Genomic DNA, 25,611 nt, shown 5'->3' with positions numbered 1-25,611 from the left:
CCTCATACCCGTTGTTGACGTCGCCGGTTCCGGCTATCGCGTGCCGGCAGTAGTCGAACTTGTTCGCCTCGATCAGGCATACGCCGCCCTGACCTACCTCGACACCGTAGCCAAGACCGCTTGTCTGGCAGTGGTGGATGTAGTTGTGGTGGATGTACCCGCCGGTCTTCATGTCCGAACCTGCTGTCCCGAAGATGGCGATACCAGCATAGCCCCAGCCGAAGATCTCACAGTTGTCCACCTCGAGATTACGGGCGGTGGAGAAGATTCCGAATCTCTGTGGGCTTGACATGCTGTTGTCGGGGCCCTGGAGCCGCAGACCGGTGATCCTCACGTTCTGTCCGGTGACCTTGAACATGGTGGTATACCAGTCGGGTCCGGTACCGGATCCGCTGCTCTGGTAGATACGCCCGCCGGGGGAACCGTTCTCGCCCCGGTTGCTCGCGATCGTGACTCCTGCTGGAATCTGGACACTGAAACGGCCATTCATGTCGATGTTTGCGTTCTCTTCGACCCAGATGATATCTCCGGATCGTGCGCTCTGGAGAGCGGAGAGCAACTCACTCTGGGTGTCGACAAAGAAGTCCGCATCGTTTCGGCTGACGCCGCTGTTATACCCGCTCCCTCCCCCAATCGGGTTCCCGGTCGGGTTGGCATCCGCTCCGTAGACGTTGTCGCTGGGAGCCGGTGTCGGTGTCTGGGTCGGCTCTGGTGTCGCCGTCACGGTGGGCGTCGGCGTCACGGTGGGCGTTGCAGTCGGTGTCGCAGTGGGCGTGGGCGTCGGGGCCTCAGTCGCAAACTCAACATACGCCAGATCTGCTGATCCGGTGTCCATAGCGATCTGCACCGTGTGCTTCCCGGCGGTGAGCGGAATCTGCACCGTGGTGGGAGCAAACGTGTGCCAGTCGCCGGTTTTGGGTATGTCGACTGTAGAGACCTTCTGCCCGTCTACCAGCACCGAGAACGACCTGTCATCTGCTGTTGTGCTGGTGTAGAACGTCGCAGCGTAGGTGCGAGACTCAGCTACCTGCACCTCGGAGAACTTGAGCCACTCTCCAGGGTAGGTGTAGGCTATAACCGGCACGTTGACGGCAGGCCGCTCGCCGATGTCCACATCGGCATTGTCGGTGCGGTATGAGTAGCCGCCCTGGTTGCCGGCCACGGTGTCATGGTAGGCGACGTCTTCGCCTCCGAAGTCGAAGTCGACGAAGTTGATCCGACCGGGCACCGAGTGGGCCTTGTAGGGCTTTTCAGTCTCGGAAGGATCTGGTGTGGGTGTCGCAGTGGGCGTGGGCGTCACGGTGGGTGTTGCAGTTGGCGTTACAGTGGGCGTGGGCATCGGGGCCTCAGTCGCAAACTCGACATACGCCAGATCAACCCACCCGGTGTCCATGGCTATCTGCACCGTGTGTTTCCCGGCGGTGAGCGGGATCTGCATCGTGGTGGGTGCAAACGTGTACCAGTCGCCGGTGTTGGGGGCATCGACTGTAGCGACCTTCTGCCCGTCTACCAGTACCGAGAACGACATGTCGTTCTGTGTGGTGCTGGTGTAGAACGTCACAGCGTAGGTGCGAGACTCAGCTACCTGCACTTCGGAGAACTGGAGCCACTCCCCAGCGTAGGTGTGGGCAATGACCGCTACGTCGAGGGCATCACGCTCACCAATGTCCACGTCGGCATTGTCGGTGCGGTATGAGTAGCCGCCCTGATTGCCAGCCTGGGTGTCGTGATACGCAACGCCTTCGCCTCCAAAGTCGAAGTCGACGAAGTTGATCCTACCAGGGATCGCATGGACCTTGTAGGCCTTCTGTGGCTCGGAAGGATCTTCTGTGTCATTCTCGGGGTTGGACACTTGGACTTGGGTGGAAGTGGTCAGGGTGTAGGTTCCAGCCTGGAGGACTACAGTCCCGTTGCTGATGGCCTCCACAGCGGCCTGTATGACGCTGCTGTCATCAATTCCTGCTGTTCCGTTGCTGATCAACTGACCGTTACTGTCTTCCGCAAGGATCTCCGTGCCGTTGATGTACACGACGACATCATAAGATCCCGGGGAGAGTTCCTGGTTCGGTGCTGCCAGTGCTGGTGCAACCATCGCGACCATCATGGACAGGGCCAGTACCAGAAATTGGGTTTTTTTCATGCATCAACTCCTAAGAATCCCCTCCGGCGGCTGCATCTGTCCCGGAGGGCTTGTAGAGAGGCTTTCCCCTCGACACTTAGTTTTGCTTATTTCAACTATTTATTATATTCCTTATTTGAATTTTGATTTATATACGCTTTACACATGTAATGGTGCTTTAATTGGCAATATTATTGAATTTACCTATTTTTGATTGTTTTTGATTATTAGATATGTTTATATACTACTACTATTGCATGGGTGGATTTATGTTTGCATTACTCTTTTCTTAACAAACTGGCATCCTGTAAACGGAATTTCAATGATCGGGCCTTTTACTCACCCTTTACTCTAGATGCCGACAATAACTGCCCGTATTCCCATCGTCGAATGCGCCTTTTGAACCGCCCGATCCCGATGACTAAGAAGTGACTCCTTTCTTTTGGGACGCGCCGGTTCTGGATGGTGGGTCCCTGGAGCAGAGGCACCGTGCGACGGCGCCCCGTGTATTGATTGAGGAGTTTGATGGCTGCCAGAGATCTTCTGTCTGGGACGGTCTTTCTTCTATTCCCGGCTCCACCTCATGGGTTTTCTGATAATCCTGGATTCGCGGCGAACTTCAGATCACCTCTCCTCTCCGCGTGAGAGGACATAACCACTGGAATTATTCAGGATAGCACACGAGATTGGTCTGGCGTATCCGGATTGATTCGACGCAAGGTAAAATGGAGATAGTATCAGGCCAGTAAGGGGAACTCGCCAGGGGAAAAGCCTCTGATAAGGGATCAACCCTCTTGGATGTACTGTTTTTGCTGTGCTGGCGTGGTGATGAGTGTTCCAATCGAACCAAGACCGGGTGGTTCGAGAACACAACGGCGATTTTCATTCGGAACGCCGTATGAGGATCTTTCTTCACATCACCTGCACGTTCGCTCTGCAGTTCCTCGCCCGCGCGAGAGACCCCGTGCCCGTGTGGCCGCCGGGCACCTCCTTCGCTGCCCAGGTCACGGGTCCTGCATATCCGTGTCGCCGCCGGCGCCTGGACCACTGCCTCGATGAGCGAGGGAACACAACCCGGTGCTGCATGGCAACCCGGTGTCTGTGTCGCATGGATCGTCGGGCCGAAGAGATCGAGATCGTGTTCGACAAACCCGGAGTCATCCGCATGAACACTTCGTACCTATTTACTGATCTTCTCTATCGTCTAGAGGTTCCCATCCGAATAACGTGAAGTACAAAGACTGCAAAAAGGTAGTACCGGGAATCCGGCCAGATCAGGGGCGGCTCATCGTGAGAAGAGCAGGGAAAGGAACTCCGGCGCCTGCACGAGCCCGAACGATCCCTTCACCGCTTCGCGCTCAGAGAACGCTGGAACGCCGTCTTTTCCCTTCCCGAGCACCGCGAACGGCACCGGCTCCGCGGTATGGGTCTTGATCCGTATCGGCGTCGGGTGGTCGGGGAGGACTGCGACGGTCGTCTCCGGCCGGTCAAGGATGATCCCGACTGCTTCGTCGAGCCGCTCGATCGCCCGCACCTTCTCCTCCACGCTCCCCATGTGCCCGGCCTCGTCGGGTGCCTCAACGTGCATGTAGACGAAGTCGAGCCGGTCGAGGGCGTCGACCGCGTACCGGGCCTTCGCCTCATAATCGGTATCCAGGAACCCGGTGGCGCCCGGGACCTGGATCACCTCTATCCCGGCGAGGCGGGCGATGCCGTTCAAGAGATCGACGGCGGAGATCACGCCGCCGGAAAGGCCGTACTTTTCCGCGAAGGGTGCGAGCGACGGTTTCTCCCCGCCGCTCCACGGCCAGATCCCGGTTGCCGGGGTCTTTTTCTCCTGCAGGCGGCGCCGGTTGACCGGGTGGTCGGCAAAGACCTCCCGGGACCGTTCCATGCAGTCGAGCAGGATGCCGGCATCGTCTCCGCGCGGGAGGTGCTCCGCCACCGATTGGCCGACGATATCGTGGGGCGGGGTGGTCAGGGCACCGTCCGCCCCGGCGACAACCAGCAGGTTCCGGTAACTGACCCCGGGATAGACCCGGACGTCCCCGAGTAGAGCATCCAGGTCGCGGAGGAGTTCGGCACCCTCGGCGCTGGTTATATGTCCGGCGTTGAAGTCCTCCATCACCCCGTCCCGGATCGTGACCAGGTTGCAGCGGTAGGCCATCTCGCCGTCGCGGAGGGGGACTCCCATGCTTGCCGCTTCGAGCGGCCCTCTCCCGGTGTAGGATGTCCGGGGGTCGTAGCCCAGGACGGAGAGGTTTGCGACATCGCTCCCCGGCTCAAATCCCTCCGGAACAGTCCGGAGCATCCCGCACCGCCCCTCGCGGGCGATCCTGTCCATATTTGGTATCTCTGCGTACTCAAGGGGCGTTTTGCCCCCCAGTTCGGCAAGCGGCTCGTCCGCCATGCCGTCCCCGAGAATGATGATGTACTTCATGCGATCCTTCTAGTTAGTCATGATTATTCCTGGAACGCTGGTCCGATTGCTCTTGCAGGGGTTCGGGTGCCGGGCCTCGTTACTCCAGCATGGCACGGACCGCTGTCCGGACGCTCTCTTCCGACGTGGTCGGGCACCGCCAGCCGAGGCCCTTGAGTTTCTCGACCGAGAGCTGCATCCGGGGCACATCCCCGACCCAGCCGCGTGCACCGCCGGTGAACCGGTACTGGACATCAGAAAGCCCCATCTCTTCCGTGACGATATCGGCGATCCTGACGACGTCGATCCAGTCCTCAGAGCCGATGTTGAAGGTGTTCACCGGGTCGCGCGAGTGTTCGATCCCGAACTGGACGGCGCGGACGCACCCTCCGACCTCCAGGTAAGACTTCGTCTGCCTGCCGTCGCCGAGGATCTCAAGCTCGCGCGGGTTCTCCCGGAGCTTCCGGATGAAGTCCGATATGACGCCGTGACCGCTCCGCTCGCCGATGATGTTTGCAAACCGGTAGACCCAGGCCGTCATGCCGAATGAGTGGCAGTAAGACGATATGAGCGCCTCGCAGGCGAGTTTCGTCGCGCCGTAGACCGATATCGGTTCAAGCGGCGTATACGTCTCAGGTGTTGGGATGACGGCCGCATCGCCGTAGACGGTCGAGGTCGAGGTGAAGACCAGCTCCGGTACGCCGTGCGCCCGCATCGCCTCGAGCGCCCGGTGGGTGGCGACGATGTTGTTCCTGATCTGGGAGTCGGGAGTCATTGCGCTCTGCCGGACGTCGGGGTCCGCGGCGATGTGGTAAACCCGGTCGGCACCGCGGAAGTGCTCCTGCCAGCCGTCGTCGAGCAGGTTCTTCCTGGCGAAGGTGACCTGCCCGTTTGCCGCGTGATGTGCAAGGTTCCTCTCGGTGCCTGCGCTCTCGTCGTCGATGACCAGCACATCGTCTCCCGCTGCGACCAGGAGATCGACGACGTGCGAACCGATGAAGCCAGCACCGCCCGTTACGATACAGAACATTATAGAATAGTATCTCTCCCACGCTATAGGGTTACTGGATGGGCACCGCTCCCGGTGTCCCATGGGTAGACGGCCCCGGTGTCTATAAGGTGATGCGCACCTCTCCGCGGCCCTGCTCCGTGTGGCGGCTTCCTGCGGTGGAGGGAAAAGTTAATACCGGCATGGAGGGTATTTTACAGATCGGCACCCGGGATTGAGTCATATCCTTCATGGGTGCTTTTGAGGAGATCGTGTAAGGAGCAGTCGAATTGAGAGTGGTATGCATTCAGGATGGGGCCGGCCGGTTCCCGGCCGCCATCAACGTTCAGGCGGCCTTCAGATATTGTGACGAAGCCCGAAAACAAGCCCGGAGACCCGGGCGCGGTCGGGCCGGCAGGGGAGCCGGACGATGAGCCCGCGTCCGGATCTCCGGGAACACGCCGGGATCTACCTGCGCGGCCTCGCGATGGGTGCCTGCGATATCATTCCCGGCGTCTCGGGAGGGACGATCGCTCTCATCACCGGGATATACGAACGGCTGATCGGAGCCATCGGCAGCATCAACCTTGCCTCGATAAAGCATCTCGTCAGGGGCGATTTTGCGTCTCTGTGCTCAGACCTCGAGAAGATCGATATCCCGTTCCTCGTCGTCCTTCTCGCCGGGATCGCCACCGCCTTCCTCCTGATGTCAGGGGTGATCCTCACCCTCCTCACCGAGCATACGGTAGCGACCTACTCCTTCTTCCTCGGCCTGATCATCGCCTCTGCGGTCGCTATATTCCTTGAGATCCGCTCCCCGAACGTGGTCACCGTCGCCTACCTCGTCGTCGGGGCCGTCGCCGGCTACCTCATCGGGAGCCTCGGGCAGTTCGATCTCGGCCACTCCCTCCCGATCATCTTCCTCACCGGGATGGTGGCGCTCTGCGCCATGATCCTCCCCGGGATATCGGGAGCCTACATAACCCTCGTCCTCAACCAGTATGAGTTCATGCTCGCGGCACTCCGGGCCTTCTCCCTTCCTGAGATCGTCGCCTACATCGCCGGTGGGGTTACGGGCCTTCTCCTCTTCACGAAGGCTCTCAAGTATCTCCTCGCAACCTACCACGCGGCGATGCTCGCCCTGCTCACCGGCCTGATGCTCGGCTCGTCACGGACGCTCTGGGAGACGGGGTCCGCGGCCGGGGATATGGTCGCAGACGGCTGGGTCTTCTTCCTTGTGGGACTCGTCGTCGTCGGCGCGTTCGAGTACGCGAAGAGGCGTTACCAGGCAGGCCTGGCCTGATCCTCGTCTTGTTTTACGGGGCGATCCGAAACCTTACTTCCACGTGGAGGGTAACGAGGTACCTATCATGTTCATCGGCATCGATCACGGCACTACCGCGATGCGCTTCTCCACCGGAAAGGAGGAGTTCAAGATATCTCGTGAAGAGGCCAGGCAGTTCTCGGCCGGCGACCTCGGCCGCCTCTCTCCTCTCGATGATATCGAGGGTATTGCCGTCTGCTACTCGATGGGCGACGGAATCTCGGCCATCACCGATATCAGGAAAGTCCAGAACCGGGGGGTCGTCTCCCGGGAGGGCGCCGGCAAGCACATCGGCGGCGGCACCCGGGTCTACGACGAGATCAGAGCAAGCGGTCTTCCGGCCGTGGTGATCCCCGGGTTGCACCGCGGATCGCCGACCGACCCGCGGTTCAAGGCCTACTCCCACCAGGCGAGCCCCGAGAAGATTGGGATCCTGTATGAGGTCTCGCGCGACCTCGGGGAGGATATCGTCGTCTGCGACGCGAGTTCGAACACCGTCACCCTTCTTTCGACCGGCGGCCGGATCACCGGCGCGTTCGACGCCTGCATCTTCGCGCCCGGCACCCGGCACGGCGCTCTCGACGTGGATGCCATTCGCCGTATCGACCGGGGCGACTCCACGGCAAACGACTCTTTCCTTCGTGCAGGCGTGAACTATACGATGCCCCCTGAACAGAGGGTGGAGACAATGGCCATGTTCGCCGCGATGGAGTGCGCCGCAATGCTTCTCATCAACCCCGGCGCGAAAGTCGCCCTCGCCGGCTCCATGGCGCCCGCCATCGCGCCGGGGGTCGAGACGCTCCTCTCCCGGGAGGTCGCCGTCTACGATGAGTGGTGTGCGGCCCGGGGGCTAGCCGGGATCGCCCGTGACGTCTTCTCGGGAGCAACCGAAGTACTCGGGCTCGCAGTGGAGCGGTAACCTCCCAGCGGAGCGCTTCTCCTCTCTCGAGGGTAGGAAGGCCCGACGGCGCCCCCCGGATGGGGGGATCGACAGTTGAGGCCTTCCTGTTTCGTACCCTTTTATGTGGTGCCGGGTAGTATACTGGAATGCATTGTGGAGATCTGAATCATGCAACCGGACTGCCCCAACATCGCCGATCTCATGCTCCTGATGGCATCAAGCCTCGAAGAGACGGCACATACCCTGAACCAGGAGAATGCAGGCCAGTTCCTCGATGAGATTCTCAACGCAAAACGGATCTATCTGGCCGGTGCCGGGCGTTCAGGCCTTGTCGCGAGAGCGTTCGCCCAGCGGCTGATGCATCTCGGGTTCGAGAGTTACGTCATCGGTGAGACCATCACGCCCGCGTTCGGACCGGGAGACGTACTCATCGCCTTCTCAGGCTCGGGAGAGACCCAGTCCGTTGTCGACGCCTGTGAGACCGCCCGGGAGATCGGTGGGAGGATCTGCCTCATCACATCGACACCCGACTCCCATATCGGGCGCATGGCCGATTGCATCGTCGAGATCGGGAGTAACCCGCTCAAAGACGCGGATATCCCGCGCGACTTCGAGATCCGCCAACTCACCGGGCAATACCGGTCGGTCTCCGGCTCCTTCGCCCCACTCGGGACGCTTTTTGAGACCGCGGCGCTGGTCTTTTCTGATGCGATCATCTCCTCCCTGATGGAAGTGCGACACTGCACCATCGAAGAGATCAGGAGTCGTCTCGCGAACGTCCAGTGAGCGAGAGGCTCCAGGCGTCGCCCCGGAATCTTTTTGCCTATGTTCTGGGTCGAATTTATGCTGCCCGCAGGTAAACGGGAGTTTCGGCGTGCCCGGGCCGGCTGCGGGTAAAGCGCCGGAGTATTTATATTATTAATCATTAAGATTAAAGGGGGTTTTTGTTTGAGAGAGTTACGCATTCATGGTCGGGGTGGTCAGGGTTCCGTGACCGCCGCCGAACTCATCGCGTTCGCAGCGTTCGAGGGCGGTGTGTATTCCCAGGCATTCCCGGCCTTCGGCGTGGAGCGGCGCGGTGCTCCTGTTCAGGCGTTCGTCCGCTTCAGTGATGAGAAGATCCGGCTGCGCAGCCAGGTATACGAGCCTGACTACATCATTGTGCAGGACCCGACCCTGATCGGGGATGTAGACGTCTTCAAGGGCATGACTGCGGGCGGTATCGCCATCGTCAACACCGAGAAGCCTGACTTCGATGCCCGGGTACCGGAGGGCGTGAAGGTCTACGCTGTCGATGCGACCACCATCGCGCTCGAAGAACTGGGTGTGCCCATCACCAATACAACCCTGATGGGCGCGTTCGCTGCAGCCACCGGCGAGATCAAGCTTGAAGCGCTCGAACATGCACTGCGTAGCCGGTTCTCCGGGAGCATGGCCGATAAGAACGTCAGGGCAGCAGAGCGCGCATACAACCTGGTCGGGGGTGCCGCGTAGTGGCGCTGCGAGTCGGCTGCGCCGCGCCGCCAGGGAGAGCACTTGACAACAAGACGGGTGCCTGGCGGGTCTTCAAACCGGTCTTTGATCCCGAGACTTGCTCGAAATGCGGCATGTGTGCCATGGTGTGTCCGGAAGGGTGCGTTCGCGAGACGGAGGAGGGCACGTTCGAGCCCGATCTCGACTACTGCAAGGGTTGCGGGATCTGCGAGGAAGTCTGCCCGAAGAAATCGATCCGGATGGAGAAGGAGGAGAAATAATGCTGGAGTTTATGGAAGGGTCGCATGCGGTGGCCGAGATCGTGAAGCGGTGCCGTCCGCAGGTGATCTCAGCCTACCCGATCACGCCGCAGACGCACATCGTCGAGGACCTTGCCCAGATGGTGGCGAACTGCGAGATCGATGCCGAATACATCACCGTCGAGAGTGAGTTCTCGGCCCTCTCCGCCTGTCTCGGCGCGAGCGCGGCGGGCTCCCGGGTCTACTCGGCAACGACATCCCAGGGGCTTGCCCTGATGTTCGAGGTCTGCTTCAACGCGGCCGGGATGCGCCAGCCGATCGTGATGACGATCGCGAACCGCTCCCTCGGTGCGCCGCTCTCGATCTGGAACGACCAGCAGGACTCGATATCCCTGCGCGACTCCGGGTGGCTGCAGTTCTACGCGCAGGACAACCAGGAGACTGTCGATCTCCACATGATCGCCTATAAGGTCTGTGAAGACCACGACATCCTTCTCCCGGCATTCGTCTGTTTCGACGGGTTCATCCTCTCGCATACCTACGAGCCGGTCTCCCTCCCCACGCAAGAGGAGGTGGATGCCTATCTACCGGCCTTCATGCCCTACCAGCGGCTGGATGCAGCAAGCCCGCTGAGTTTCGGGATGTATGCGACACCCGAATACTACACCGAATTCCGGTACGAGATCGATCAGGCGCAGTATCGCGCCAAAGACGCGTTCATCAAGGCCGGGCGCGAGTTCGGCGAGCAGTTCGGCAGGGACTACTCCGGGCTCGTCGAAGGCTACCGGCTCGAGGACGCCGATATCGCGCTTGTCGCAATGGGCTCCATCTGCGGCACTGCAAAGGATGCCATCGACGAGATGCGCGAGCACGGCCGGAAGGTGGGGCTCTTGAACATCCGCGTCTTCCGGCCCTTCCCCGCCCGGGAGATCGCGGATGCCTTGAAGGGCGTCTCGACGGTGGCGGTGCTTGACAAGAACATATCGCTCGGCGGCGGCGGAGCGGTCGGCACCGAGGTGAAAGCGGCGCTCTACGGCTCCGGCATATCCGTGTACGACTACATCATCGCCCTCGGTGGACGCGATGTACGGAAGAGGGATATCGCTGCTGTTGTCGACCTCGCCGAGAAAGGGAAAGGAGACATGTTTTATGGATTACGGACGGAGGTGCTCTAGATGGCTGAAGCAGGACAGGGTTGCGTAGAGCAGGGATGCGAGCTCTTCTCGGCCGGGCACCGGGCCTGCGGAGGGTGCGGCCCGGCGCTTGCGGCCCGGCTCCTCCTCAAGGCGACAGGAAAGGACGTCATCATTGCCGCCGCCACGGGATGCATGGAGGTCTTCTCCACGCCCTATCCGGAGACCGCGTGGGGAGTCCCCTGGATCCACTCGCTCTTCGAGAATTGTGCAGCGGTTGCATCAGGCATCGAGGCATCGCTGAAGAGGCAGGGGCGAAAGGAGAAGGTCGTCTGCATCGGCGGCGACGGGGCCACGCTCGATATCGGGGTGCTCTGCATCAGCGGCGCCTTCGAGCGCGGCCACGACATCACGTATGTCTGCTACGACAACGAGGCCTACATGAACACGGGCATACAGCGGTCGGGTGCCACACCGTATGGCGCGAGCACTACGACGAGCCCCGCGGGGAAGTGCTCGCAGGGTAATCCGCGCCCGAAGAAGGATATGCCCCGGATCCTCGCTGCTCACGGTGCGCCCTACGTCGCGACCGCCTCGATCGCCTACCCGAACGACTTCGTCCAGAAGGTCGAGCGGGCGATCAACACCCCCGGCCCCTGTTACATCCAGGTGCATGCTCCCTGCTGCACGGGGTGGGGTTTTGAGTCCGGCGAGACGCTTTCCATGGCCAAACTCGCCATTGATACCGGTCTCTGGGTGAACTACGAGATGGTCGATGGCGAGGTGGTGAAGGCAAAGAAGGTGATGAGAAAACCCGTCGAGGAGTACCTCGCAAAACAGAAGCGTTTCCGGCACCTCTTCAAGCCCGCCCGGCAGGATGACGAGATCGCGAAGATCCAGGCGATCGCCGATGCAAACGCCGAGAGGTTCGGGATCGACATCAAGAAAAAAGGATCGTCAGAATAAAGTACAGCCCGAAGAGAATCATGGCGAGTCCGCTCGCCTGCACTACTTTTTTGTAATGGGTCCCGAGCACGTTCGCTCCCCGTGAGACCGCACCGGCGAGGAGCCCGAGGAAGACGATATCCGCACCGATATGCCCGACGTAGAACTCGACGAACGCCGGGTGGAGCGCGAGGAATCCGACGCCGAACGTGAGCCACCAGACCCACCAGTAGGGGTTGCCGAGCGTGCAGGCCAGCCCGAGAGCAACCGGCGCCCGGGTCTCTTTCTCCACAACGACGGCTTCTCCCGCACGAATGAACTGCACGATGCCGAACGCAATCAGAATGCCTGAGCCGAGGAGGGCGACGAGGTTGATGTACGGGACGTCACGCACGCCGAAGGCTATGGCCGCGACCATGGCAGCTTCGGGGATGCCGTGCCCCGCTACCAGGCCTGCAACGAACAGCCCCGGCGGCCGCGACCCGAGGCCGAGGACCGAGGCGGTCATGGGGCCGGGTGAAGCGGCCCCGGAGAACCCGATCAGGAATGATGCGATGACGATCTCGATCATTCACCTCCCCTCCTCCGCGAGATGAGGATGGGGAGGATCAGAACGAGCGCGACCGCGAGCCATATGGTGCCGAAAGCACCAAGCAGCATCTCGCGGTCGGGAGTATAGAATCGGACCTCTGCAACCGTTACATCCTCCCAGGCAACCTCAGTGGTCCCGTTCGGCCCGGACGAGATCGCCCCGCCGGAGCTGACCATCCCGATGAGCGGGTTTCTGACATCGAACTCCTCGGGGAGGGTGACGGTTACGGTATACGGTGTATCGAAGACAACCACGAAGTGGTTATCTCTCACCGGGGCCTGGTAGGTGACCGTGTAGTTACCCTCCGGGAAGGTGATGACCCCCCTGCCCGCCTCCTGGTACTCGACCGGGCCTGAAGGGCCGAGCACCTCGAGGTCCTCGACCTGGAGCGGGACACGCTCTCCCATCATGCCGGGGGTCCAGAACGTATGTTCGGTGCCGGTCACCTGGACCGAGGCCTCGTAGGTGGTGCCGCCGGGTAGCACCTGGAAGGCGGCCTCTTCGGCCGCCGCCGGAGTGCAGGTCAGTATCAGCGCAAGGCAGAGAGCAACGAGTGCAGGTCCGCGTCGATCTCGGTTGGGGGCTCGCATTGTCGTACCACTGTTTCGGGATCTTTTAAGAGGTGACCGGTCACCACGCAGACGATCCGCTCATCCCCATCGATCAGGCCGAGTTCGGCAAGTTTTCGTATTCCGGCGACCGAGGCAGCTGAGGCAGGTTCGACCCCGATGCCTTCTTTCCTCGCGAGATCCCGCTGCATGGCAAGGATCTCCTGGTCGGTCACGGCCGCTGCCGTCCCGCCGGTCGCGCGGACGGCGACGAGGGCCTTCTCTGCGTTCACCGGGGCGCCGATCCTGATTGCGGTCGCGATGGTCTCGGGCGAGGGTTCAGGGATCAGTTCGTCGAGGTTTTCGCTGATCGCCTTCACCAGCGGTTGTGAACCTGCCGCCTGGATGCCGGTCATCATCGGCAGGCGGTCGATGAACCCGAGGGACTCAAGTTCCCGGAGCCCCTTGTAGACCGCGGAGATGTTGCCCGCGTTTCCAACGGGGAGGACCATCCGGTCGGGCACTTCGCCGAGCTGGTCGATCGCCTCAAATCCGATGGTCTTCTGCCCCTCAAGACGGTAGGGGTTGACCGAGTTCAGGAGATAGAGGCCCTGGCTGATGCAGAGCTCGTGTACCATCTCAAGCGCTTTATCGAAGTTGCCGCGGATGGAGATGACCCGTGCACCGTGCATCAGCGCCTGGGCGACCTTGCCGAGGGCTACTTTCCCCGCAGGCAGGAGGACGACGCAGGGGATGCCGGCTTTCGCCGCGTAGGCGGCGAGGCTTGCCGAGGTGTTCCCGGTGCTCGCACAAGCGACGCTCGTCATTCCGAGTTCGCAGGCCATGCTGACGCCCACGGTCATGCCGCGGTCCTTAAACGAGCCGGTCGGGTTCATCCCCTCGTGTTTGGCGTAGAGTTCCGGGAGACCGAGTTCTTCACCGATCTTCTTTAAGTGGTAGAGGGGGGTGCCCCCTTCCTGGAGGGAGACCGGTTCACCCCTGACCGGGAGGAGCTCGCGGTAGCGCCAGACTGAGATGGGGCGCCGGTTCCATTCTTCCCGGGAGACGTTGATGCCGTCCAGGTCATATTCGACTGTCAGCAGGTGCCCGCAGCGGGTGCATGTATAGATGATCTGGTCCGGTGTGTAGGTCGCACCACAGTGAACGCAGACGAGACGGTACATGGAAAAATCGTTGATCGTCTGAATACGTATAGATATGGTTTCCGGGGGTATCCGGAACCGGGACAGGATCGTTTCATCGGCGCCATTGCCTCTTTACGCGGCAGATGAGCATGAAGAGCAGCCAGAGGAGAGGAGTTCCGACGAGCGTAAGAAGCCGGAGATCGTCCGGCGCTACTGGGGTCACGAACGGTGCGATGAACACCCCGACCGCCGCCAGCAGGAGTACGATGGTGAAGACGAGCGGTCGCACCTCGAGGTCTCCCTGCGTCCGGACGCGGCCCGCCACCCGCCGCCGGGAGAAGGGGTAGAGCCAGGCGACGCCGGCCGGGGTGCAGGTGTCCTCGACGAGGTGGAGGACGCACCCTGCAAAGAATGCGCACCCAAACAGAGGGAGGAGCGCAAGGGGCCATCCTAGCCAGGTGAGGATGAGGGCCAGGTAGCCGGAGAGAATGAGGGAAGTCAGCCCGACGCCTGAGAACGAGTGGAGCAGCCCCCGGTGCCGGTGCTGGTAACTCTTCCGGAGGAGCAGCGAGAAGATGAGGGAGAGCGGGTAGTAGATGAGGTACCTGATGGTATAGCCGAAGATCGGGAGCACCACCGCAAAACCGTTTAAGAGCTGTCCTCTCTTCCCTTTCACCCCGCCGATCCGCCCGTTGAATATCGCCGCGTCGGCGGCATCAGCGTCCGGTGCGAGCGATCCGATGAAGACGCCGAAGAGGAGGACGGCGCTCAGGACGGGGTCGAGGACGGTGAGAGAGGGAGCGATGAAAAGCCCTGCTGTCGCGAGACTGAGAGATACGTGCTGGTCACCCCGCATGGAATATCTCTACAATTTAGAGAGTAGTCGGTGATAAAGGTCGCTTCTGCGGTCCGAAAGTGAAGGAAGCGCAGATTGTGCCTCGTGAACCGTCGCAGGATCGAGTTCCACGATGAGGAGTTCCTCACCGGGACCGCACCGGGCGATGACAACACCGTCCGGGTCGGCGGCGAGCGACCCCCCGCAGTAGACGCCGTCCGGCCCGCTGGCCGTGTTGATCCCGGCCACGTAGTAGCGGTTCTCGAGGGCCCGTGCGGGGAGCAGGGTCTCCCAGTGGGAGAGGCGGCAACAGGGCCACGCGGCCGGTACCAGCATGCACTCCACCCCGGCGAGCGCGTAGATCCGGAAGAGTTCCGGGAACCGGAGGTCGTAGCAGATGGCAAGCCCGAAGGTTGTCCCGCCGACGGAGAAGGTGGCGATCTGGTCACCTGCCGTGTAGTAGCGGTCTTCCCCGCCAGGAGAGAAGAGGTGGGTCTTCGCGTAGTCGGCGACGAGGTTGCCGCCTGGATCGAGCACGACGACGGTGTTCCTGGGGCGAAGACCGCCTGCCGCTTCAACGATCGAACCTGCGACCGCGATGCCGTTCTCCTGTGCCATCCGTCCGAATGCGACAGTGAGTGGGCCGTCCAGGGGTTCTCCCGACCCGGGCGGGATCTCCGGGGACCACCCGGTTACAAACTGCTCGGGGAAACATATGAGCGACGCCCCGGCCGCGGCGGCCTCCCCTGCCATCCGCCCGGCCGCATCGAGCATCCGGGCCGGATCGCCCCGGCCGCCGGCAACCTGGGCAAGGGCTATCTTCGTCATTGCCGGGATGGATTTTCGTTCTGTCTCCGGCAGGAGAGGACGAGCATGGTTGCGCCGAGGACGACGAGAGCGGCGAGCGCCACCATGACATACCCGGTGAACGGGAGATCGATCGCGAATATCTGTAACCCGATGAGGATCCCGCCGGCGATGATGCAGGTGCTGATCAGGACCATACCGGGGAGCGTGAGGTCGGGTGTCATACGAGGCCTCCGGCGAGTATGGGGAATGCAGCCCTGAGCCCTACGACCATGAACTGGACCGCAATCGCGATGAGAAGCATACCCATCAGCCGGTTGACGGCGCGAAACTCTCGCTGGCCGATCCGCCGGACGATGATATCGGAGTGTTGCATCGTGTAGTAGGTGATCCCGATGGCCGCAACGGCGGCGAGCGGCACGATGGCGATAGCGACGACACCTATCCCCATCGCTTCGTTCATCAACACGATCACGGAGGCGATTGCACCGGGCCCCGTGATCATCGGGACTGCAAGCGGCATAACGGCGATGTCATCTGTCTCCTGCCCCTCGTACTTCTCGGTAGCCGTCATCTTCGTCCGCGAAGTCTTTGCATAGACCATGTCCATACCGATCCCGAAGAGAAGGAGGCCGCCTGCGATACGGAACGCCTCGATTGAGATGCCGAAGAGTTGCAGGATCCAGCCGCCGACGAAGGTGAATATCAAGAGGACGATCAGGGCGAACTGGCTCGCGTCACGCGCGACTTTGAGTTTAGCCGGCCCGTCCATCGTGCCGGTGAGGGAGACAAAGATCAGAGAGGCTGCGAGCGGGTTCACTACGATGATGATCGAAGAGAAACTCAGCAACGCAAAACTCAGGAGATCCGCCATTCGTGATCAGGTATGTGACAGGTTTGATATTAGCACTTGTGGTTTACCGGCAGACGTACGATCCGTCTTTCTGGATATCCGGCCCGAAAGGGGCATCTCCCACCGAAAGGTTCCGACAGCGCACGGCTGCAGCAGCTCGCTGGTAGTTCAGGGGAAAAAATAAGTGGTTTTTCGCCGCAATCCGGCACTCACTCGTAGAGGACGGACTCGTCAATCTTCGGGTAATCGACCAGTTCGCCGGATGCAAAGTGGATGCCGAGCTCGCGGGCGGCGCTCTCGGGGGAGTCGGATGCGTGGATCACGTTCCGGCCGATGTCGAGAGCGAAGTCGCCGCGGATGGAACCCGGTGCAGCCTCGGCAGGGTTTGTGGCGCCGATCATCCTGCGGACGACCGCGACTGCACCCTTCCCCTCCCAGGCCATCAGGAAGCAGGGTCCGCTCATGATGTAGGCTTTCAGGCCCGGGAAGAAGGGCTTCTCCAGGTGTTCCCGGTACTGCTCGACGACCCGACCCTCGGGGAGGAGTTCAAGTTTTGCTCCTGCGAGTTTGAGTCCCTTGGCCTCGAACCGGGAGACGATCTCCCCGACGAGTCCCCGCTGGACGCCGTCGGGCTTGACCATCACAAAGGTGCGATCCATCTGGATCACTCTTTGCCGCGGGCCTTGCGTCCCGCTGCGGTCCACTCAACGCGGCGCGGCACCCGGCCGAGCCGGTAGTTGTTCTGGCACTTGGTGCTGCAGAAGTAGTAGATGGTCCCGTCCTTCTTGACGAACATCTTGCCGGTGCCGGGCTCAAGGACGTCTCCACAGAAACTGCAGACGTATTTGTCGACCATGGTTACCGCCTCGAGAGCTTCTTGGCCTCACGTTCGGTCTCGAGCAGCGAGAGGATGTCTCCCTCCCGGATTGGGCCCACGGTGTTGCGGGTGATGATCCGCCCCTTGTTCGGGCCATCGAGGACCCGGCACTTCACCTGCTGGGCTTCGCCATGCATACCGGTCATGCCGATGATCTCGATAACTTCTGCGGGCGTTCCGTCGTTTGCCATGATCTCTTCCTCACGCTCTCAGTGCAGCAATCTGCTTCGCGATCTCGTCGACGAGATCCTTTGCCTTACCGGACTTGACGATAGCGGCGGCTGCCGATCCGACCTCAAGGCCACTGGCGGAGCCGATATCGTTCTGCTTCGTGATGTAGACGAAAGGAATCTGCTTCTCCTCGCAGAGCGGCGGCAGATGCATTACAATCTCTTCAGGCTCAACGTCCGAACCGATGAGAACCAGCTGGGCGATGTTTCGCTCGACGGCTTTTGTCGCCTCGTTGGACCCCTTCTTCACCTTGCCGGTGTCTCTTGCAATCTCAAGGGCTTCAAGGGCCTTATTCTGGATCTCTTCCGGAATCTCGAATTTTACATATGTCTTTGCCATAACTCGCCTCTTTCGGGAACAGGTATCGACTGTTCCGTCATCATTCATCAGTAGCGTAGCTGATCGAATGCGCTCTATTATGTCAATAGGAGGAGGGATAAAGGTTTGTCATTCGACCCTGCAAAGAGGGGTAATATTCTGGTATTCTCGTGCCTGCCCGCATGAGCGCGGTCGCCAGTGACACTACGCCGGAATCCTGTATATCTGGACTCCGTCTTTATCATAGATGAGTTCAAGCGTCTCCGTCGGGATTGAGACAGTGTAACGATCGCGCTCGCTTGCACCCACGTAGAGGAGCGTGGCGTTGTAGGCCCGCGCAAGGTCGACGGTCCGAGACGGCTGTTCGTATATTGCCCGCACGTCGGCACTCCGCTGGCCTACCCGCCCCTCGTCGCCCCGCCACATGTACTCGTGAAACGGCATCCCGATGACCGCCGGGATGCCGGAGAACGACGATACCCGGGAGTAGTAGGTGTAATCTCCGCCCTCCGCCTCGATGATGATATGGTCGCCCGGGAGGTCCCGGAGGAATACGATCGCTGCCGCATCCCCGGGATGCGAGCCATCTAAGTATGCCGCCCCGTCGAGGGTCCGGCTCCCGTAACCGAAGTCGATGTTGATCGCGAAGGGTGCGATGAGGACGAGCGCCACGACCAGAACCGGCAACCCCTTCCTTATCCCGGCGGGTATGCGATCTTCTACTCCGGCGCCCTCGAGCCACTTCCCGATGATGGAGAGGCTTGCCGTCCCCATCAGGAACCAGGCGGGGAGGTAGAACTTGAAGAGCGTGTTCATCCGGAAGTAGGTCTCTCCCATGTTGTCTACGAGGTAGATGATCTCTGTCGCGAGGATGATCGCGAGCCCGAAGATGGCGAGCGTATCGATAGCCGAGAACCGGCGGCGAACAAGGAGGTAGGCCAGCGGGACGGCGGCGATGGCCGCGGACGGATAGCCGGCGACCAGGAACGGCACCGCGGCAAGGAGGAGGTAGGGGCGTTTCCTGATATCGGGAAGACAGTAGGCGACCAGCACCGCAAGGAAGAATCCGTGGACCAGCAGAAACTCCACCGGGGCGGAGGGCGTCGGGACGATCCCGATCCCTTCGATGCCGGGACTGTTGAGCTGCAGGTAGAACGGGAGATACGCCAGGATCGCAAGCGGCGGCACCGCCGCAAGCACCATCCAGGACTTTGCCCTGTCCCGTGCAAAGTTTCCATAGCGCCGCCAGACCAGGAGGCCGAAGACCAGGGTGACCGGGGCATAGACCAGCACATCCCAGGAGTTGAACCCGGGCATGGACCCGAGAGAGAGGGCGGCAAGTCCGCAGAGGATCGCTCGCCCCCGCATCGAGAGGGTCCCCCACCGCAGGTAAGCGAAGACCAGGAGAAAGAGCAGGAATCCCTGGTTGAAGAAACTCATCACGTGCGGGTGCACGTCGCCCCAGAGCATCGAGAAGATGGGATACTCGTTGATGGTGTTTGTGATTGTCCTGGTGCTTCCCCAGAGGACGTCAAACCAGGAATCTCCGATAACGATATGGTAGATTGCCGATGGGTTCGGGATGAAGAGGGCAAGCACCGGGAGCCACCGGTGGCGATCGAGGAGAAGATGCCCGAGGGCGTAGAGCGAGACGACGGCAAGGCCGAGCACGGTCGGGAGGACGAGGTTGAACGTGACCGTCGAGGGCACCCCGGCCGTAAGACCGAGCACCCCGCTCATCCAGTAGCCGAGGTAGTAGTAGACGTCGAGCGTCCCCCCCGCGTACCAGGGGTCGAGCGGCGGGACGATCGGTTGCCGCATGATCGACGCGAGGATGGCGTGGTCCATGAACTTCTCAGCGTAAGAGATGGTCGGGTTGATCCAGCGCACCTCGAGCATGAAGAGGAAGGGGATCAGGAAGGCGAGGTCCCAGGTGAGTGCCGATCGCAGGCGCTCCCTCCCATAGAACCCCCGCGCCCCGGCGAGGGCGATAGCGGCGAGGAACGGCAGGAGGGGGAGCCAGACCGGAAGGCCCAGCAGGCCGCAGTACCAGGACCCGAGGGTGAAGAGGAGGACCGCCGCCGGGTATGCGGCGGCGGCCGCGAGGTTACCAAGGGTGCGGTCGAGCGCCGGCCAGGTCCCGAGCTGGAGCAGTTTGACGACTGCAAGCCAGAACAGGACCTGGACGACGAATTCACCCGCCAAACGTCTCCTCCTTCTCGATCTCCCTGGAAAAAGCCTTCTTTAAGAGGTCCATCGACCAGTCGCCGAAGTAGTAGATCGACCCGACGCCCCCGATGAGCGTGACCAGGTTCTTGATCAGGTGGTCGACGACCGCGATCAGCGTCGCCGTGGCTGCCGGCGTTCCCGCGAGCCCGAAGGTCAGCGCGAGCGCGAGTTCATAGGTCCCCACCCCTCCCGGGGTGACCGGCACCGCCTTGACGAGGTTGCCGATGACGATCGCGAGGATGACGATGCCGAATGGGACCGGGACCTGGAACATCAGGACGACCGCGAAGCAGACCAGCACGTCGACGAGCCATATGAGGAGCGATGAGCCGCTGAGCGTAACGAGGGCCCGGGGATTGAGGGAAGCCCGTTTCACTTCGTCGAGCATCCTCTGGATGGTAACGACGATCCGGTTCTCGGACTTCATCCTGCCAGACCAGAGGAGGACGGCAAAGAAGATGCCTCCTGCGACGAGGGGGACGATGATGGCCGTGACGAACCAGTCGGGGACATCGAGGACGGCGAGGACGAACGGGAGCGCGACGGCCCCGAGCACCGCGATCATGAGGATATCAAAGACGCGTTCGACGATGAGGGACGAGAACCCCTGCGAGTAGGTGGCGTCGTCCTCGTGCTTCAAGATGAGCATCCGTACAAGGTCGCCGAGGCGGGCGGGAACGATGAGGTTGGCCGTCTGGGAGATGAAGATGCAGGCGGTCGAAAAGCCAAGGCTCTTTTTGATGTCGAGCCCCTGCAGGATGAACTGGTACCGAAACCCCCGGAGGACCCAGGCAACAACGCAGATCCCTACGGCGGCAAAGAGGAAGGGTACCACGGCATGTTCGAGCGTCAGCAGGAGGTCGTCCCACACGCGGTAGAGCATGTAGACAACGATCCCGACCGCGAGCAGGGTGGGGAGGACGACAGCGCTAACCTTCTTCCACATGAAGCCGCCACCAGAGACGCACGATCGCCGATCCCATCTCGACAACATCTTTTCTACGCACAGTCGTCCCCTCTCCCTGCCGCCACTGCACGGGGAACTCCTGTACCCGGTACCCGTTCTTCTGTGCCCGCACCAGCACCTCGGTGTCCCAGAACCAGTGGCCCGCGGTCACCGATGGGAGCAGGTCAAGGAGGCGGTCGCGTCGGAACGCTTTGAACCCGCACTGGTGATCGTGGAGCGAGCTCCCGAGGATCGTCCGGACGAGCATGTTATAGCCGCGGCTTGCGATCTCTCTTTCGCCACTCCGGTTGATATCGCTCTCGGGGAGGAGGCGGGAGCCGGTTGCGATATCGTAGCCGTCCCGGATGGCGCCGATCAGTTCTGTGAGGTGCCGCATGTCGGTGGCGAGGTCGACGTCGTAGTAGCAGACGATCGATCCCTCTGCTCCGGTAAACGCACGGTTGAGGGCCCGACCCCGCCCGAGCCGCTCGTCGGAATGGAACAGGCGAACCCGGGGGTCGTTAGCCTCGTACTCCCTGACGAACTCGGTGCTCCCGTCGGTGCTCCCGTCCTCGGCGACGATCAACTCAAACTGTCCCGGCGCGATCGCCTCCAGCGTCTCAAGCGACTGCGGTATGGCGGTCTTGAGCGCTGAGAGGTCGTTGTAGACCGGCAGGACGGCGCTCACCTCGATCTCACGCATCCGGGTACCTCGCGAGAACCCTTCTTGCCACTTCCTGCCCGGCGACGACCGAACCGTTCATGCTCCGCTCGGGGTAGTTCGGGGGGCTGAACATCCCTGCGAGGAAGAGGCCGCGCTCCTCGTAGGCGGGCAGGCGGTTCCGGAGCCCGGTCGTGTAGACCGGGCCTGCGTATGGGTCGACGGCGAGCCGGTGCCAGTGCACCTCCTTCTCGCTGACGGAAAACCGCCGGCAAAAGTCGTTAAGCATCGACTGCTCAAAACCCTCCGGGAGCTTGCCAGCGAAGTAGGATGCAAGGTAGACGATATGTTCGCCGTACCACGCGAGCGGGGCGAAGTTGGTGTGCGAGACCACCGCACCGTACGGGGCCGCATCCTTCATGTTCAGCCAGTATATGCCGTTGGTCACGTCGCGGTCGAGCGCGAGGGTCATGCAGGCGGCGCCCTGGTAGGGCACCGGGGCGATATCGAGGCCGGCGAGGTCTGCGGTCACCTGCGGCGGGAGTGTCGATACGACGCAGTCATAGGCCTCACTGTTGACAAGCCAGCCATCACCCGCCCGCCGGATCTCCTCAACAGGAGAGTCGAGCATGATCGAGGCGCCCTGCCCCGTCGCCTCTTCCTCGAGTCGTGCTACGAAGTGCTGGAAACCTCCCCTCAGATAGCCCAGGCGCTCGCCCCCGGCACCCCGGTCCGACCGGATCGCGATACGGGATATGAGCCAGGCTGCAGAGACTTCGTCACGGCGCTCCCCGAACTTGCTCTTCAAGAGCGGCTCAAAGAACGAGGTATAGATGCCGGGGCCGAGGTTGTCGAGGATGAAGTCCTTTGCGGTGATCTCGTCGAGCGCTGCCACGTCGAGCCTTCGGGAGCGCAGGGTCAGCAGGCCGAGACGGGCCTTCTCGAGGAACGTGAGATGGGGATAGCGCAGGATCTCGGTCAGGGCGGTGAGCGGGTGGATGACTCCGTCGACGTAGTAGCCGGTAGACCCATGAAGCCATTCCAGCCGATCGGTCATCTGTAACTTATCGAAGAGGCCGAGCAGGCTGGTATCGCCGGCAAAGCAATGGTGATAGTACTCCTCAATCCAGTAGTCGCCGATCCGGTACGAACCGAGACAGCCCCCGGGAATGGGCCTTTGCTCATAGAGATCCACCTGGTGCATTCCGGCAAGTTCGAGAGCCGAGACCAGACCGGATAGACCTCCCCCCACAACGCAGATCTTCATCACTTACCACAACGTGTGAAAATTATAAGAACACTTTTGAGTTATAAAGTATACAACGTCTTTATACATAAACGTCGATATTATTGATTAGGCAATATGAGGGTGTGAAGCTGAATGAGGGTCTTCTTCATAGGATTCGGACAGGCTGGGGGCAAAATCGTTGATATGTTCATTGAACAGGATAAACGGATGCAGACCCAGAATTTCAGGGGCATCGCGGTAAACACGGCACGCACCGACCTGATGGGGCTCAAAAATATTGAATTAAAGGACCGGCTCCTGATCGGGCAGACGGTGGTCAAGGGTCACGGTGTCGGCACCGATAACGTAACCGGCGCACGAGTGACCGCCGATGAGATTGATGCCATCATCAACGCGATCGACTCGAGGGGGACGCACGATGTCGATGCTTTCGTCATCATCGCAGGCCTCGGCGGCGGGACCGGCTCCGGGGGCTCGCCGGTCCTGGCCCGGCACTTGAAGCGCATCTACCGGGAACCGGTCTACGCGATCGGCATCCTGCCTGCCCCTGAGGAAGGCCGGCTCTATTCGTATAATGCAGCCCGTTCCCTGAGCACCCTGGTGAATGAGGCGGATAACACCTTCATTTTTGATAACAGTGCCTGGAAGAATGAGGGTGAGAGCGTCAAGGATGCCTACAACCGGTTGAACGACGAGATTGTCCGGCGGTTCGGCGTACTCTTCCGCGCAGGCGAAGTCGGCAAGGCGGGCGTCGGTGAGATGGTCGTGGATTCGAGCGAGGTCATCAACACCCTGCGCGGCGGCGGCATCAGCACTGTCGGATACGCCATCAGCGAGAAGGTCAGCCCCCGAACGAAGCAGTCGCAGGGGTTTCTCTCCGGCCTGATGCGGAAGAAGGAGAAGACCGAGGAGGTGCTGACCGGGGAGGACAAATCGGCGAAGATCATCGCCCTCGTCAGGCGTGCCATGCTCGGGCGCCTCACCCTGCCGTGCGACTACTCGACGGCAGAGCGGGGGCTTGTTCTCCTCGCGGGCCCCCCGGATGAGATGGACCGAAAGGGTGTAGAAAAGTCGAAGAGCTGGGTGGAGGAGAACATCGCCGGGGTCGAGGTGCGTGGCGGGGACTACCCGGTGCAGAGCGACTACGTCGCTGCGGTGGTGGTCCTTGCGACGATAGGAAACGCTCCCCGGATCACTGACCTTCTTGAGATTGCAAAGGCAACAAAAGAAGACGTCCTGAAATCAAAGGAAAAACGTTCGACCATGTTCGATGACGGCATAGAACCACTATTTGAGTGAGGCAACGCAATGAAGGCAAATATCAGATGGATCATAGTTCTGCTGGCACTGGTCTGTGCCGTGCAAGTGGCATCAGCGGCGGCAGGTTTCGATATCAAGACCGAGACTATCAACCCGGCGAGCGGCGCTCTTGAACCCGGCCAGCAGGTGACCGCGCGGTACGTGCTCACCTACGAGATGGCCACCACCGGTACTGGCACCGGGGGTACTGACGAGACGTTTGAGTTCAGCACCGGCCTATCGGACCCCTCCTGGGACTTCAAGATCTACCGTGACGGCGTTGCCATCTATACCACCAAGAGGACCGGATACTACCCGGTCCTGACGGAGTATGAGGTCAACTACGGTGAAGACGATACCCAGCTGGACATCCAATTGCGCGGCAATGTGCCTTCGGGGGCAGGCGGAAAGATTGAGGTTATCAAGATCCAGCACATGCAGGGTGACACCGTGAGGGACACCCACTCCGTCAACCGCGACGTCGTGAGTGCGACCCAGGTCGGGAGTTCTCTCTCCCTCCAGCAGCAGAAACTCAAAGACCTGAAGGCCGACATCGATGACAAAGCCTCAAAGGGCGTGGACGTCTCCACCGCGCAGACCAAGTACAACGCCGCGAGTCAGGCGCTCACCAGCGCCGCGTCTGCAAGTCCGTCGCAGGCGGCGGGATACATCACCACCGCCACGAAGAATATGGACGAGGCGAAAGCGCTCCTAGATAAGGCATGGGCCGAGAAGGAGGTCGCCAATACCGCCGCGACGATCGAGTCCCTCGATGGGATGATCACCTACTTCGTTGAGAACCGCTCGATGGCGAGCGACCCGCAGGTGGTCGCCATCATGACCAAGCGCGAGAGCGCCGTCCAGTTCTACTCCCAGGCGCAGGACAACCTGAACGCAAAGAACTACCCGCTGGCACGCTCGAAGGCGACTGACAGCCAGAATAAGGCGAACGAAGCGCTGGCCGATGCCAACGCCCTCCGGGAGAAGATCGGTGAAGGATTTAACTTCGGCGGGAACCTCCTCCTCTACATCGGTGCCGGGATTGTCATCGTCCTGATCGTCGTGGGGGTTGTTCTCTACCGGAAGAAGTCCGGCTGGGACGAACTCGGATAGCCCAATCACTCTTTTTCACACCTGATTTTTTTGTCCGGATCCTGCCCCCCGGACCTCTCTTGGGATCCTGAGGACGGCCAATCCCCCAGGTCCCTCTACGCCAGCTTCCTCTTCTTCCTGGCTATATCTATGGCCTCGGGGATGTCTATGCGGCTCAGCAGGTCGGAATACCTGTAGATTGAGGCGCCTCCTTCCGAGAGGGGCAGCACCCTGCCTTTGTAGGTGAAAGTACATACAGATAGCGATATGTGATAGCGATAAGCGTCTTCTTGCATGGATTGCGATGAGGTTGGAAGGGTGTGGCGGGGCACCTGCACGTTATAGGTCCGCGCTGACAGGTGTGAAG

Annotated in this window: 27 protein-coding genes; 9 read left to right on the top strand and 18 right to left on the bottom strand. The window is 61.1% G+C overall.

Annotated features, from left to right (window positions below):
- From V6K60_RS11855 to V6K60_RS11845, 3 genes are all read right to left on the bottom strand, one after another.
- A partial coding sequence (locus tag V6K60_RS11855) for a carbohydrate-binding protein (protein ID WP_332450731.1) occupies positions 1-2,140 on the bottom strand: 2,140 nt, incomplete at its 3' end.
- A gap of 1,264 nt (positions 2,141-3,404) precedes the next feature.
- Positions 3,405-4,559, bottom strand: coding sequence for a cofactor-independent phosphoglycerate mutase (locus V6K60_RS11850; protein WP_332450730.1), 1,155 nt, complete (start codon positions 4,557-4,559; stop codon positions 3,405-3,407).
- A gap of 79 nt (positions 4,560-4,638) precedes the next feature.
- Positions 4,639-5,568 (bottom strand): NAD-dependent epimerase/dehydratase family protein, encoded by a 930-nt coding sequence (locus V6K60_RS11845; protein WP_332450729.1) that lies wholly within the window; start codon positions 5,566-5,568, stop codon positions 4,639-4,641.
- Positions 5,569-5,956: 388 nt separating this feature from the next.
- Between V6K60_RS11845 and V6K60_RS11840 the strand changes: the two genes are divergently transcribed.
- From V6K60_RS11840 to V6K60_RS11810, 7 genes are all read left to right on the top strand, one after another.
- The gene (locus V6K60_RS11840; RefSeq protein WP_332450728.1) at positions 5,957-6,829 is read left to right on the top strand and encodes a DUF368 domain-containing protein; all 873 of its coding nucleotides are present in this window, start codon (positions 5,957-5,959) and stop codon (positions 6,827-6,829) included.
- A 67-nt stretch (positions 6,830-6,896) separates the two neighbouring features.
- A complete protein-coding gene (locus V6K60_RS11835; protein WP_332450727.1) occupies positions 6,897-7,769 on the top strand; it encodes a methanogenesis marker 12 protein in 873 nt (290 codons plus the stop codon).
- A gap of 150 nt (positions 7,770-7,919) precedes the next feature.
- Complete coding sequence (gene hxlB, locus V6K60_RS11830) at positions 7,920-8,537, top strand: 6-phospho-3-hexuloisomerase (RefSeq protein WP_332450726.1); 618 nt, start codon at positions 7,920-7,922, stop codon at positions 8,535-8,537.
- 162 nt (positions 8,538-8,699) lie between these two features.
- Positions 8,700-9,245: a pyruvate ferredoxin oxidoreductase subunit gamma gene (locus V6K60_RS11825; RefSeq protein WP_332450725.1), complete on the top strand. Its 546-nt coding sequence runs from the start codon at positions 8,700-8,702 to the stop codon at positions 9,243-9,245.
- Positions 9,245-9,505, top strand: a complete 261-nt coding sequence (locus V6K60_RS11820; RefSeq protein ID WP_332450724.1) for a 4Fe-4S binding protein — start codon at positions 9,245-9,247, stop codon at positions 9,503-9,505. The genes V6K60_RS11825 and V6K60_RS11820 overlap by 1 nt, the downstream gene beginning before the upstream one ends.
- Positions 9,505-10,659: a transketolase C-terminal domain-containing protein gene (locus V6K60_RS11815; protein ID WP_332450723.1), complete on the top strand. Its 1,155-nt coding sequence runs from the start codon at positions 9,505-9,507 to the stop codon at positions 10,657-10,659. Before V6K60_RS11820 ends, V6K60_RS11815 begins: the two co-directional genes overlap by 1 nt.
- Positions 10,660-11,583, top strand: coding sequence for a thiamine pyrophosphate-dependent enzyme (locus V6K60_RS11810; RefSeq protein WP_332450722.1), 924 nt, complete (start codon positions 10,660-10,662; stop codon positions 11,581-11,583).
- Here the strand turns inward: V6K60_RS11810 and V6K60_RS11805 are convergent.
- The 15 genes from V6K60_RS11805 to V6K60_RS11735 all read right to left on the bottom strand — a co-directional run bounded on the left by V6K60_RS11805 (position 11,558) and on the right by V6K60_RS11735 (position 22,871).
- The gene (locus V6K60_RS11805; protein ID WP_332450721.1) at positions 11,558-12,133 is read right to left on the bottom strand and encodes a LysE family translocator; all 576 of its coding nucleotides are present in this window, start codon (positions 12,131-12,133) and stop codon (positions 11,558-11,560) included. The two genes, V6K60_RS11810 and V6K60_RS11805, sit on opposite strands and share 26 nt — an antisense overlap.
- Entirely contained in the window at positions 12,130-12,744 is a 615-nt protein-coding gene (locus V6K60_RS11800) for a DUF5803 family protein (RefSeq protein WP_332450720.1), read from the bottom strand. The genes V6K60_RS11805 and V6K60_RS11800 overlap by 4 nt, the downstream gene beginning before the upstream one ends.
- Positions 12,684-13,886, bottom strand: coding sequence for a threonine synthase (gene thrC / locus V6K60_RS11795; protein ID WP_332450719.1), 1,203 nt, complete (start codon positions 13,884-13,886; stop codon positions 12,684-12,686). The genes V6K60_RS11800 and thrC overlap by 61 nt, the downstream gene beginning before the upstream one ends.
- 73 nt (positions 13,887-13,959) lie before the next feature.
- The gene (locus V6K60_RS11790; protein ID WP_332450718.1) at positions 13,960-14,703 is read right to left on the bottom strand and encodes a metal-dependent hydrolase; all 744 of its coding nucleotides are present in this window, start codon (positions 14,701-14,703) and stop codon (positions 13,960-13,962) included.
- A gap of 9 nt (positions 14,704-14,712) precedes the next feature.
- Entirely contained in the window at positions 14,713-15,510 is a 798-nt protein-coding gene (locus tag V6K60_RS11785) for a nitrilase-related carbon-nitrogen hydrolase (protein WP_332450717.1), read from the bottom strand.
- Positions 15,507-15,713, bottom strand: a complete 207-nt coding sequence (locus V6K60_RS11780) for a hypothetical protein (protein WP_332450716.1) — start codon at positions 15,711-15,713, stop codon at positions 15,507-15,509. Before V6K60_RS11780 ends, V6K60_RS11785 begins: the two co-directional genes overlap by 4 nt.
- Complete coding sequence (locus tag V6K60_RS11775; RefSeq protein ID WP_332450715.1) at positions 15,710-16,363, bottom strand: MarC family protein; 654 nt, start codon at positions 16,361-16,363, stop codon at positions 15,710-15,712. The genes V6K60_RS11780 and V6K60_RS11775 overlap by 4 nt, the downstream gene beginning before the upstream one ends.
- Before the next feature lie 188 nt (positions 16,364-16,551).
- Positions 16,552-17,001 (bottom strand): nucleoside-diphosphate kinase, encoded by a 450-nt coding sequence (ndk, locus tag V6K60_RS11770; protein ID WP_332450714.1) that lies wholly within the window; start codon positions 16,999-17,001, stop codon positions 16,552-16,554.
- A 5-nt stretch (positions 17,002-17,006) separates the two neighbouring features.
- A complete protein-coding gene (locus V6K60_RS11765; protein ID WP_332450713.1) occupies positions 17,007-17,198 on the bottom strand; it encodes a 50S ribosomal protein L24e in 192 nt (63 codons plus the stop codon).
- A gap of 2 nt (positions 17,199-17,200) precedes the next feature.
- Entirely contained in the window at positions 17,201-17,410 is a 210-nt protein-coding gene (locus V6K60_RS11760; protein ID WP_011843564.1) for a 30S ribosomal protein S28e, read from the bottom strand.
- A gap of 10 nt (positions 17,411-17,420) precedes the next feature.
- Entirely contained in the window at positions 17,421-17,789 is a 369-nt protein-coding gene (rpl7ae, locus tag V6K60_RS11755; protein ID WP_332450712.1) for a 50S ribosomal protein L7Ae, read from the bottom strand.
- Positions 17,790-17,972: 183 nt separating this feature from the next.
- Positions 17,973-19,973: a DUF2298 domain-containing protein gene (locus V6K60_RS11750; RefSeq protein WP_332450711.1), complete on the bottom strand. Its 2,001-nt coding sequence runs from the start codon at positions 19,971-19,973 to the stop codon at positions 17,973-17,975.
- Positions 19,963-20,943, bottom strand: a complete 981-nt coding sequence (locus V6K60_RS11745; RefSeq protein ID WP_332450710.1) for a lysylphosphatidylglycerol synthase transmembrane domain-containing protein — start codon at positions 20,941-20,943, stop codon at positions 19,963-19,965. Before V6K60_RS11745 ends, V6K60_RS11750 begins: the two co-directional genes overlap by 11 nt.
- Positions 20,927-21,646, bottom strand: coding sequence for a dolichyl-phosphate beta-glucosyltransferase (locus V6K60_RS11740; RefSeq protein WP_332450709.1), 720 nt, complete (start codon positions 21,644-21,646; stop codon positions 20,927-20,929). Before V6K60_RS11740 ends, V6K60_RS11745 begins: the two co-directional genes overlap by 17 nt.
- On the bottom strand, positions 21,639-22,871 hold the full coding sequence (locus V6K60_RS11735; RefSeq protein WP_332450708.1) for an NAD(P)/FAD-dependent oxidoreductase: 1,233 nt from the start codon (positions 22,869-22,871) through the stop codon (positions 21,639-21,641). Before V6K60_RS11735 ends, V6K60_RS11740 begins: the two co-directional genes overlap by 8 nt.
- Before the next feature lie 114 nt (positions 22,872-22,985).
- Here V6K60_RS11735 and V6K60_RS11730 point away from each other — a divergent pair, with 114 nt between their 5' ends.
- Together V6K60_RS11730 and V6K60_RS11725 are read left to right on the top strand one after the other, a co-directional pair.
- A complete protein-coding gene (locus V6K60_RS11730; protein ID WP_332450707.1) occupies positions 22,986-24,152 on the top strand; it encodes a tubulin/FtsZ family protein in 1,167 nt (388 codons plus the stop codon).
- Positions 24,153-24,212: 60 nt separating this feature from the next.
- The gene (locus V6K60_RS11725; protein WP_332450706.1) at positions 24,213-25,265 is read left to right on the top strand and encodes a hypothetical protein; all 1,053 of its coding nucleotides are present in this window, start codon (positions 24,213-24,215) and stop codon (positions 25,263-25,265) included.
- Positions 25,266-25,611 lie beyond the last annotated feature (346 nt).

The organism is Methanoculleus sp., from assembly GCF_036677455.1.
Lineage (GTDB): Archaea > Halobacteriota > Methanomicrobia > Methanomicrobiales > Methanoculleaceae > Methanoculleus.
This window is presented reverse-complemented; position numbering and strand designations above follow the sequence as displayed.